Origin of the sequence: Burkholderia sp. Bp8992 (assembly GCF_003853705.1) — a bacterium.
Lineage (GTDB): Bacteria > Pseudomonadota > Gammaproteobacteria > Burkholderiales > Burkholderiaceae > Burkholderia.
In genome coordinates this window covers 33,936-43,238 of sequence record NZ_QTQI01000045.1, presented here as the reverse complement: position 1 = coordinate 43,238, position 9,303 = coordinate 33,936, and the positions used below count along the sequence as shown (strand labels likewise).

Annotated in this window: 8 protein-coding genes and 1 tRNA gene; all 9 read left to right on the top strand. The window is 60.4% G+C overall.

Annotated elements, in window-relative coordinates; genetic code table 11:
* Positions 1-1,182 (top strand): elongation factor Tu (tuf, locus tag DIE03_RS36515; RefSeq protein WP_027805213.1); only part of this gene is annotated, 1,182 nt, incomplete at its 5' end.
* A gap of 59 nt (positions 1,183-1,241) precedes the next feature.
* Positions 1,242-1,317 (top strand) — tRNA-Trp (locus tag DIE03_RS36510).
* Between the two features lie 43 nt (positions 1,318-1,360).
* Positions 1,361-1,741 (top strand): preprotein translocase subunit SecE, encoded by a 381-nt coding sequence (secE, locus tag DIE03_RS36505; protein ID WP_006482892.1) that lies wholly within the window; start codon positions 1,361-1,363, stop codon positions 1,739-1,741.
* Position 1,742: 1 nt separating this feature from the next.
* Positions 1,743-2,300 carry a transcription termination/antitermination protein NusG gene (nusG, locus tag DIE03_RS36500; protein WP_006400672.1) on the top strand — a complete coding sequence of 186 codons (558 nt, stop codon included), beginning with the start codon at positions 1,743-1,745 and terminating at the stop codon, positions 2,298-2,300.
* Positions 2,301-2,441: 141 nt separating this feature from the next.
* Positions 2,442-2,873 (top strand): 50S ribosomal protein L11, encoded by a 432-nt coding sequence (gene rplK / locus DIE03_RS36495; protein ID WP_006477201.1) that lies wholly within the window; start codon positions 2,442-2,444, stop codon positions 2,871-2,873.
* On the top strand, positions 2,874-3,569 hold the full coding sequence (gene rplA, locus DIE03_RS36490; RefSeq protein ID WP_124456905.1) for a 50S ribosomal protein L1: 696 nt from the start codon (positions 2,874-2,876) through the stop codon (positions 3,567-3,569). It begins immediately after the preceding gene.
* A gap of 308 nt (positions 3,570-3,877) precedes the next feature.
* On the top strand, positions 3,878-4,375 hold the full coding sequence (gene rplJ / locus DIE03_RS36485; RefSeq protein WP_059232621.1) for a 50S ribosomal protein L10: 498 nt from the start codon (positions 3,878-3,880) through the stop codon (positions 4,373-4,375).
* A gap of 63 nt (positions 4,376-4,438) precedes the next feature.
* Positions 4,439-4,813: a 50S ribosomal protein L7/L12 gene (gene rplL, locus DIE03_RS36480; protein WP_006477198.1), complete on the top strand. Its 375-nt coding sequence runs from the start codon at positions 4,439-4,441 to the stop codon at positions 4,811-4,813.
* Positions 4,814-5,193: 380 nt separating this feature from the next.
* The gene (rpoB, locus tag DIE03_RS36475) at positions 5,194-9,300 is read left to right on the top strand and encodes a DNA-directed RNA polymerase subunit beta (RefSeq protein WP_124456904.1); all 4,107 of its coding nucleotides are present in this window, start codon (positions 5,194-5,196) and stop codon (positions 9,298-9,300) included.
* Positions 9,301-9,303: the final 3 nt, after the last annotated feature.

The window sequence follows — 9,303 nt, the reverse complement described above, 5'->3', positions numbered from 1 at the left end:
GGTAAATTCGAGCGGACCAAGCCGCACGTGAACGTTGGTACGATTGGTCACGTTGACCACGGCAAGACGACGCTGACGGCAGCGATCACGACGGTTCTGACGAAGAAGTTCGGCGGCGAAGCGAAGGCATACGACCAGATCGACGCGGCACCGGAAGAAAAGGCGCGCGGCATCACGATCAACACGGCACACGTCGAGTACGAAACGGCCAACCGCCACTACGCACACGTCGACTGCCCGGGCCACGCTGACTATGTGAAGAACATGATCACGGGCGCAGCGCAGATGGACGGCGCGATCCTGGTTTGCTCGGCAGCTGACGGCCCGATGCCGCAGACGCGTGAGCACATCCTGCTGGCACGTCAGGTTGGCGTTCCGTACATCATCGTGTTCCTGAACAAGTGCGACATGGTGGACGACGCAGAACTGCTCGAGCTGGTCGAGATGGAAGTTCGCGAACTCCTGTCGAAGTACGACTTCCCGGGCGACGACACGCCGATCGTGAAGGGTTCGGCAAAGCTGGCGCTGGAAGGCGACACGGGCGAGCTGGGCGAAGTGGCGATCATGAGCCTGGCCGATGCGCTGGACACGTACATCCCGACGCCGGAGCGTGCAGTTGACGGCGCGTTCCTGATGCCGGTGGAAGACGTGTTCTCGATCTCGGGCCGTGGTACGGTGGTGACGGGTCGTGTCGAGCGCGGCATCGTGAAGGTCGGCGAGGAAATCGAAATCGTCGGTATCAAGCCGACGGTGAAGACGACCTGCACGGGCGTTGAAATGTTCCGCAAGCTGCTGGACCAAGGTCAGGCAGGCGACAACGTTGGTATCTTGCTGCGCGGCACGAAGCGTGAAGACGTGGAGCGTGGCCAGGTTCTGGCGAAGCCGGGTTCGATCACGCCGCACACGCACTTCACGGCTGAAGTGTACGTGCTGAGCAAGGACGAAGGCGGCCGTCACACGCCGTTCTTTAACAACTACCGTCCGCAGTTCTACTTCCGTACGACGGACGTGACGGGCTCGATCGAGCTGCCGAAGGACAAGGAAATGGTGATGCCGGGCGACAACGTGTCGATCACGGTGAAGCTGATCGCTCCGATCGCGATGGAAGAAGGTCTGCGCTTCGCAATCCGCGAAGGCGGCCGTACCGTCGGCGCCGGCGTCGTCGCCAAGATCATCGAGTAAGCCAGTTATTCGTTGATCGACAGTTTTGGGGCTGGCAACAGCCGGCCCCAACATGGTTTAGGGGTATAGCTCAACTGGCAGAGCGTCGGTCTCCAAAACCGAAGGTTGGGGGTTCGATTCCCTCTGCCCCTGCCAAAAAATAGCCACGTGTCCTACGTGGCATTTGTTTTAAGGTGTTATGGCGAATCCATCCGTCGAAACTGTAAATACCTCCGGCGATAAGCTGATGCTGGCCCTGGGCGTATTGCTGGTCTTGGCCGGATTCGTGGGCTTCTTCTGGCTGGCCAATCAGCAGTGGTATGTCCGCGGTGCCGCGTTGGCGGTGGGTATCATCGCCGGCGTGGCCGTCGGACTGATGTCCGCTCCTGGCAAGAGCCTCATCGCCTTTGCCAAGGATTCGTACAAGGAAGTCCGGAAGGTCGTTTGGCCCACCCGCAAGGAAGCAACGCAAACCACACTCGTCGTGTTCGGTTTCGTGCTCGTGATGGCGATTTTCCTCTGGTTGAGTGACAAATCGATCGAATGGGTGATTTTCTCGGCGATTCTGGGTTGGAAATGATATGAGCGATACTCCGGCATCCCCGAGCGGAAAGCGTTGGTACGTCGTGCACGCCTACTCCGGTATGGAGAAGAGCGTGCAACGTGCGCTTCAAGAGCGCATCGAACGTGCTGGCATGCAGGACAAATTCGGTCAGATCCTGGTTCCGACCGAAGAAGTGGTCGAAGTCAAGGGCGGCCACAAGGCTGTGACCGAGCGTCGTTTCTTCCCCGGCTACGTGCTGGTGGAAATGGAAATGACGGACGAAACGTGGCACCTCGTGAAGAACACCGCGAAGGTCACCGGTTTCGTCGGCGGTGCGCGTAACCGCCCGACCCCGATTTCCCCGAAGGAAGTCGAGAAGATCATGTCGCAGATGCAGGAAGGCGTCGAAAAGCCGCGCCCGAAGACCCTGTTCGAAGTTGGCGAGATGGTGCGTGTCAAGGAAGGCCCGTTCACGGACTTCAACGGCACCGTCGAAGAAGTCAACTACGAAAAATCGCGCGTGCGTGTGTCGGTCACCATTTTTGGCCGATCCACCCCGGTCGAGCTCGAGTTCGGCCAGGTCGAAAAAGTTTGATCCCGATTCGGTGGGCAGCCTCGGCTGCCCACCTTCGCGCTTACGGCCCGCGTCATGGCCGTTGAGGAGCGTCAGTAGCCAGCGGCGAACGCGCGTTATTACTCACCGAACGCCCTTCCGGCGTTCCAATGAGGTTCACAAATGGCAAAGAAGATTATCGGCTTTATCAAGCTGCAGATCCCTGCAGGTAAAGCCAACCCGTCGCCGCCGGTCGGTCCGGCACTGGGCCAGCGCGGCCTGAACATCATGGAGTTCTGCAAGGCGTTCAACGCGCAGACTCAAGGCATGGAGCCGGGTCTGCCGGTGCCGGTGGTCATCACGGCATTCGCTGACAAGAGCTTCACGTTCGTGATGAAGACGCCGCCGGCAACCGTCCTGATCAAGAAGGCGGCGAAGGTGGACAAGGGCTCGAGCAAGCCGCACACCGACAAGGTCGGTTCGATCACGCGCGCTCAAGCTGAAGAAATCGCAAAGACCAAGATGCCGGACCTTACGGCAGCTGATCTGGACGCAGCCGTTCGCACCATCGCTGGTAGCGCACGCTCGATGGGCATCACTGTGGAGGGCGTGTAAATGGCTAAGATCTCCAAGCGCCGTCAGGCATTTGCCGCCAAGGTTGATCGTCAGAAGCTGTACGCGATCGAAGACGCACTGAGCCTCGTGAAGGAATGCGCGAGCGCGAAGTTCGACGAGTCGATCGACGTCGCGGTCCAGCTCGGCATCGATGCAAAGAAGTCGGACCAGGTCGTTCGTGGTTCGGTCGTTCTGCCGGCCGGTACGGGCAAGTCGGTTCGCGTTGCCGTGTTCGCGCAAGGCGAAAAGGCCGAGCAGGCTCGTGCAGCAGGCGCGGAAATCGTCGGTATGGAAGACCTGGCTGAGCAGATCAAGGCTGGCCAGATGGACTTCGACATCGTGATCGCTTCGCCGGACACGATGCGTATCGTCGGTACGCTCGGCCAGATCCTCGGCCCGCGCGGCCTGATGCCGAACCCGAAGGTCGGTACGGTCACGCCGGACGTCGCAACCGCCGTCAAGAACGCGAAGGCTGGTCAGGTGCAATTCCGTGTCGACAAGGCCGGTATCATCCACGCGACCATCGGCCGTGCATCGTTCGAACCGACCGCACTGCGTTCGAACCTGTCGGCGCTGATCGAAGCGCTGCAGAAGGCCAAGCCGGCAACGAGCAAGGGCGTGTACCTGCGCAAGATCGCACTGTCGAGCACGATGGGCGTCGGCGTGCGTGTCGACCAGGCTACGCTGGCAGCGTAAGAAAGTATTCGGGCCGCTTCGTTCGCGAAGCGGCCTACATGGGCTTTGGGCGGTTGTTCGTGCAGCATGGCGGGCAACCGGTTATCAAAGACCGTTGGTGGGACGCAGCAGGCAGGTGATCCCTTAATTCAAGCCAACGCAGATGGCGAACCCGAAAAAGTTTTGCAGTGGTGAAGCCGCAGGCCGTGAAGCGATTCGCGGCGTGAGGTGGAAATACTCCTAACGAGGTCGGACGCCGTTGTTGAACGAGGTACGTGAGGTTTTGGCCATATCGGCCGCGCCGAACGTATCGTTTCTGGAGGCTAACCGTGCCGCTTAATAGAGAAGACAAGCAAGCCGTCGTCGCTGAGGTTTCCGCGCAAGTCGCGAAGGCCCAGACCGTTGTGCTGGCTGAGTATCGTGGAATTGCGGTTGGCGATCTGACCAAGCTGCGCGCGCAAGCGCGTGAGCAAAAGGTTTACCTGCGCGTGTTGAAGAACACGCTGGCGCGTCGCGCCGTTGAAGGTACGCCGTTTGCTCCGCTGGCAGAGCAGATGACTGGTCCGCTGATCTACGGCATCTCGGAAGATGCAATTGCTGCTGCTAAGGTCGTCAACGACTTCGGCAAGAGCAACGACAAGTTGATCATCAAGGCTGGTTCGTTCGATGGCAAGGTGATGGACAAGGCTGGCGTGCAAGCGCTGGCAAGCATCCCGAGCCGCGAAGAACTGCTCTCGAAGCTGCTGTTCGTTATGCAATCGCCTGTTTCGGGCTTCGCGCGTGCTCTGGCAGCGCTGGCCGAGAAGAAGCAAGCGGAAGCTGCGTAAGCGAACGTGCATCAGCGTCATTGATCGCTGGCTGTATCCGAATTCAATTTAGGAGTATTTCAAATGGCAATCGCAAAAGAAGACATCCTGGCAGCAGTCGAAGGGATGACCGTTCTGGAACTGAACGAACTGGTCAAGGCATTCGAAGAGAAGTTTGGCGTGTCGGCAGCTGCAGTGGCAGTCGCTGGCCCGGCAGGCGGCGGCGCTGCTGCTGCTGCAGAAGAAAAGACCGAATTCACGGTCGTGCTGGCTGAAGCCGGCGCCAACAAGGTTTCGGTCATCAAGGCCGTTCGCGAACTGACGGGCCTGGGCCTGAAGGAAGCGAAGGACCTGGTTGACGGTGCACCGAAGCCCGTCAAGGAAGGCGTCGACAAGGCTGCTGCTGAAGAAGCCAAGAAGAAGCTGGAAGAAGCAGGCGCGAAGGTCGAAGTCAAGTAAGTTTCGACGCGCTGTGCGAAGGCTGGCGGTATTTTCACCGCCGGCCTTTTTGTGCTTTGTGGGATCGTTATTCTGGCACTCATTCGGGAGCCCGAATAATCGGTCCCAGAAGCCAAAGAAAACCGCCTCATCGTTGTGAAAGGTCACGCACGATTGGCGGTTCTCTTTGTCTTCTGAAGCGACTGCAGAAGGCAAGTTTGGTCGGGTAGCGGGCAACACAGGCATCCGCTGCCGTCAGCCAGCGGTTGGTAGCGGCCAACCACCAAGCTTCTCGGCTCGTTCAAGCCGTCAACGGCCATCGGGTCTCAGTCGGTGAACACTCGGGTTTGAAACGTCCAGGTATTCCGCCTCGATAGCACCCGCCGTGATTCGGAGATCGTATGCAATATTCCTTCACCGAGAAGAAGCGCATTCGCAAGAGTTTCGCGAAGCGCCCCATCGTTCACCAAGTTCCGTTCTTGCTGGCTACCCAGCTTGAATCATTCAGCACGTTTCTGCAAGCCGATGTGCCGGCGACGCAACGCAAGCCTGAAGGTTTGCAGGCCGCGTTCACATCGGTATTTCCCATTGTTTCGCACAACGGTTTCGCGCGCCTCGAGTTCGTGAGCTATGCGCTGTCCTCGCCGGCATTCAACATCAAGGAATGCCAGCAGCGGGGCCTGACGTACTGCTCCGCGCTGCGCGCGAAGGTCCGCCTTGTCATCCTCGACAAGGAATCGCCGAACAAGCCGGTCGTCAAGGAAGTGAAGGAGCAGGAAGTGTACATGGGCGAAATTCCGCTCATGACGCCGACGGGCTCGTTCGTCATCAACGGCACCGAGCGTGTCATCGTCTCGCAGCTGCACCGTTCGCCGGGCGTGTTCTTCGAACACGACAAGGGCAAGACGCACAGCTCGGGCAAGCTGCTGTTCTCGGCACGGATCATTCCGTACCGCGGCTCGTGGCTCGACTTCGAATTCGATCCGAAGGACATCCTGTACTTCCGCGTTGACCGTCGCCGCAAGATGCCGGTCACGATCCTGCTGAAGGCCATCGGCCTGACGCCGGAACAGATCCTCGCGAACTTCTTCGTGTTCGACAACTTCACGCTGATGGACGAAGGCGCGCAACTCGAGTTCGTGCCCGAGCGCCTGCGTGGTGAAGTCGCGCGTTTCGACATCACGGATCGCGATGGCAAGGTCATTGTCCAGAAGGACAAGCGGATCAACGCGAAGCACATTCGCGACCTCGAAGCCGCGAAGACCAAGTTCATCTCGGTGCCGGAAGACTATCTGCTCGGCCGCGTGCTGGCGAAGAACGTCGTCGACGGCGACACCGGCGAAGTGATCGCGAGCGCGAACGACGAAGTCACGGAAAGCGTGCTCGAGAAGCTGCGCGAAGCGGGCATCAAGGACATCCAGACGCTCTACACGAACGACCTGGACCAGGGCCCGTACATCTCGTCGACGCTGCGTGTCGACGAAACGACCGATCGTACGGCCGCGCGCATCGCGATCTACCGCATGATGCGTCCGGGCGAGCCGCCGACCGAAGAAGCGGTCGAGGCACTGTTCAACCGTCTGTTCTACAGCGAAGAAGCGTACGACCTGTCGAAGGTCGGCCGCATGAAGTTCAACCGCCGCGTCGGCCGTGACGAGATCGTCGGCCCGATGACGCTGCAGGACGACGACATCCTCGCGACGATCAAGATCCTCGTCGAGCTGCGCAACGGCAAGGGCGAAGTGGACGACATCGACCACCTCGGCAACCGTCGTGTGCGTTGCGTCGGCGAACTGGCGGAGAACCAGTTCCGCGCCGGTCTCGTGCGTGTCGAACGCGCGGTCAAGGAACGCCTCGGCCAGGCCGAAAGCGAAAACCTGATGCCGCACGACCTGATCAACTCGAAGCCGATTTCGTCGGCGATTCGCGAGTTCTTCGGTTCGTCGCAGCTGTCGCAGTTCATGGACCAGACCAACCCGCTGTCGGAAATCACGCACAAGCGCCGTGTTTCCGCACTGGGCCCGGGCGGTCTGACGCGCGAACGCGCAGGCTTCGAAGTCCGCGACGTGCACCCGACCCACTATGGCCGCGTGTGCCCGATCGAAACGCCGGAAGGTCCGAACATCGGCCTGATCAACTCGCTCGCACTGTACGCGCACCTGAACGAATACGGCTTCCTCGAGACGCCGTACCGCAAGGTCGTGGACAGCAAGGTGACCGACCAGATCGACTACCTGTCGGCGATCGAGGAAGGCCGCTACATGATCGCGCAGGCAAACGCCGCGATCGACGAGAACGGCCAGCTGATCGACGAACTCGTGTCGTCGCGTGAAGCCGGCGAAACGATGATGGTCACGCCGGACCGTATCCAGTACATGGACGTCGCGCCGTCGCAGATCGTGTCGGTTGCAGCTTCGCTGATTCCGTTCCTCGAGCACGATGACGCGAACCGTGCACTGATGGGTTCGAACATGCAGCGTCAGGCCGTGCCGTGTCTGCGTCCGGAAAAGCCGGTCGTCGGGACGGGTATCGAGCGCACCTGTGCGGTCGACTCGGGTACGACGGTTCAGGCGTTCCGTGGCGGCGTCGTCGACTATGTCGACGCAGGCCGTATCGTGATTCGCGTGAACGACGAAGAAGCGGTCGCAGGTGAAGTCGGTGTCGACATCTACAACCTGATCAAGTACACGCGTTCGAACCAGAACACGAACATCAACCAGCGTCCGATCGTGAAGATGGGCGACAAGGTCTCGCGCGGCGACGTGCTGGCCGACGGCGCCTCGACGGACCTGGGCGAGCTCGCGCTCGGCCAGAACATGCTGATCGCGTTCATGCCGTGGAACGGCTACAACTTCGAGGATTCGATCCTGATCTCGGAGAAGGTCGTTGCGGACGATCGCTACACGTCGATCCACATCGAAGAGCTGAACGTCGTTGCACGCGACACGAAGCTCGGGCCGGAAGAAATCACGCGCGACATCTCGAACCTGGCGGAAGTCCAGCTCGGCCGTCTCGACGAATCGGGCATCGTGTACATCGGTGCGGAAGTCGAAGCAGGCGACGTGCTGGTCGGCAAGGTCACGCCGAAGGGCGAGACCCAGCTGACGCCGGAAGAGAAGCTGCTGCGCGCGATCTTCGGCGAGAAGGCTTCGGACGTGAAGGACACGTCGCTGCGCGTGCCGTCGGGCATGAGCGGCACCGTGATCGACGTCCAGGTGTTCACGCGTGAAGGCATCCAGCGCGACAAGCGTGCGCAACAGATCATCGACGACGAACTGAAGCGCTATCGTCTCGACCTGAACGACCAGCTGCGCATCGTGGAAGGCGACGCGTTCCAGCGTCTCGCACGCATGCTCGTGGGCAAGGTCGCGAACGGCGGTCCGAAGAAGCTCGCGAAGGGTACGAAGATCGACCAGGCTTACCTGGAAGACCTCGACCACTACCACTGGTTCGACATCCGCCTCGCGGACGACGAAGCAGCGGCGCAGCTCGAAGCGATCAAGAACTCGATCGAAGAAAAGCGTCACCAGTTCGACCTCGCGTTCGAAGAGAAGCGCAAGAAGCTCACGCAAGGCGACGAACTGCCGCCGGGCGTGCTGAAGATGGTCAAGGTGTACCTCGCGGTGAAGCGCCGTCTGCAGCCTGGCGACAAGATGGCAGGCCGTCACGGTAACAAGGGTGTCGTGTCGAAGATCGTCCCGATCGAAGACATGCCGTACATGGCTGACGGCCGTCCGGCAGACGTCGTGCTGAACCCGCTCGGCGTGCCGTCGCGGATGAACGTGGGCCAGGTTCTGGAAGTGCACCTCGGCTGGGCCGCGAAGGGTCTCGGCTGGCGTATCGGCGAGATGCTGCAGCGTCAGGCGAAGATCGAGGAACTGCGCGTGTTCCTGACGAAGATCTACAACGAGTCGGGCCGCCAGGAAGATCTGGAAAGCTTCACCGACGACGAGATCCTCGAACTCGCGAAGAACCTGCGCGAAGGCGTGCCGTTCGCGACGCCGGTGTTCGACGGTGCGACCGAGGAAGAAATGGGCAAGATGCTCGACCTCGCGTTCCCGGACGACATCGCTGAACAGCTCGGCATGAACCCGTCGAAGAACCAGGTCCGTCTGTACGACGGCCGCACGGGTGAAATGTTCGAACGTCGCGTGACGCTCGGCTACATGCACTACCTGAAGCTGCACCACTTGGTCGACGACAAGATGCACGCGCGTTCGACCGGTCCGTACTCGCTCGTCACGCAGCAGCCGCTGGGTGGTAAGGCGCAGTTCGGTGGCCAGCGTTTCGGTGAAATGGAAGTGTGGGCACTCGAAGCGTACGGCGCGTCCTACGTGCTGCAGGAAATGCTGACGGTGAAGTCGGACGACGTGAACGGCCGGACCAAGGTCTATGAGAACCTGGTCAAGGGCGATCACGTGATCGATGCAGGCATGCCGGAATCCTTCAACGTGCTCGTGAAGGAAATCCGCTCGCTCGGTATCGATATCGATCTCGACCGCAATTAATCG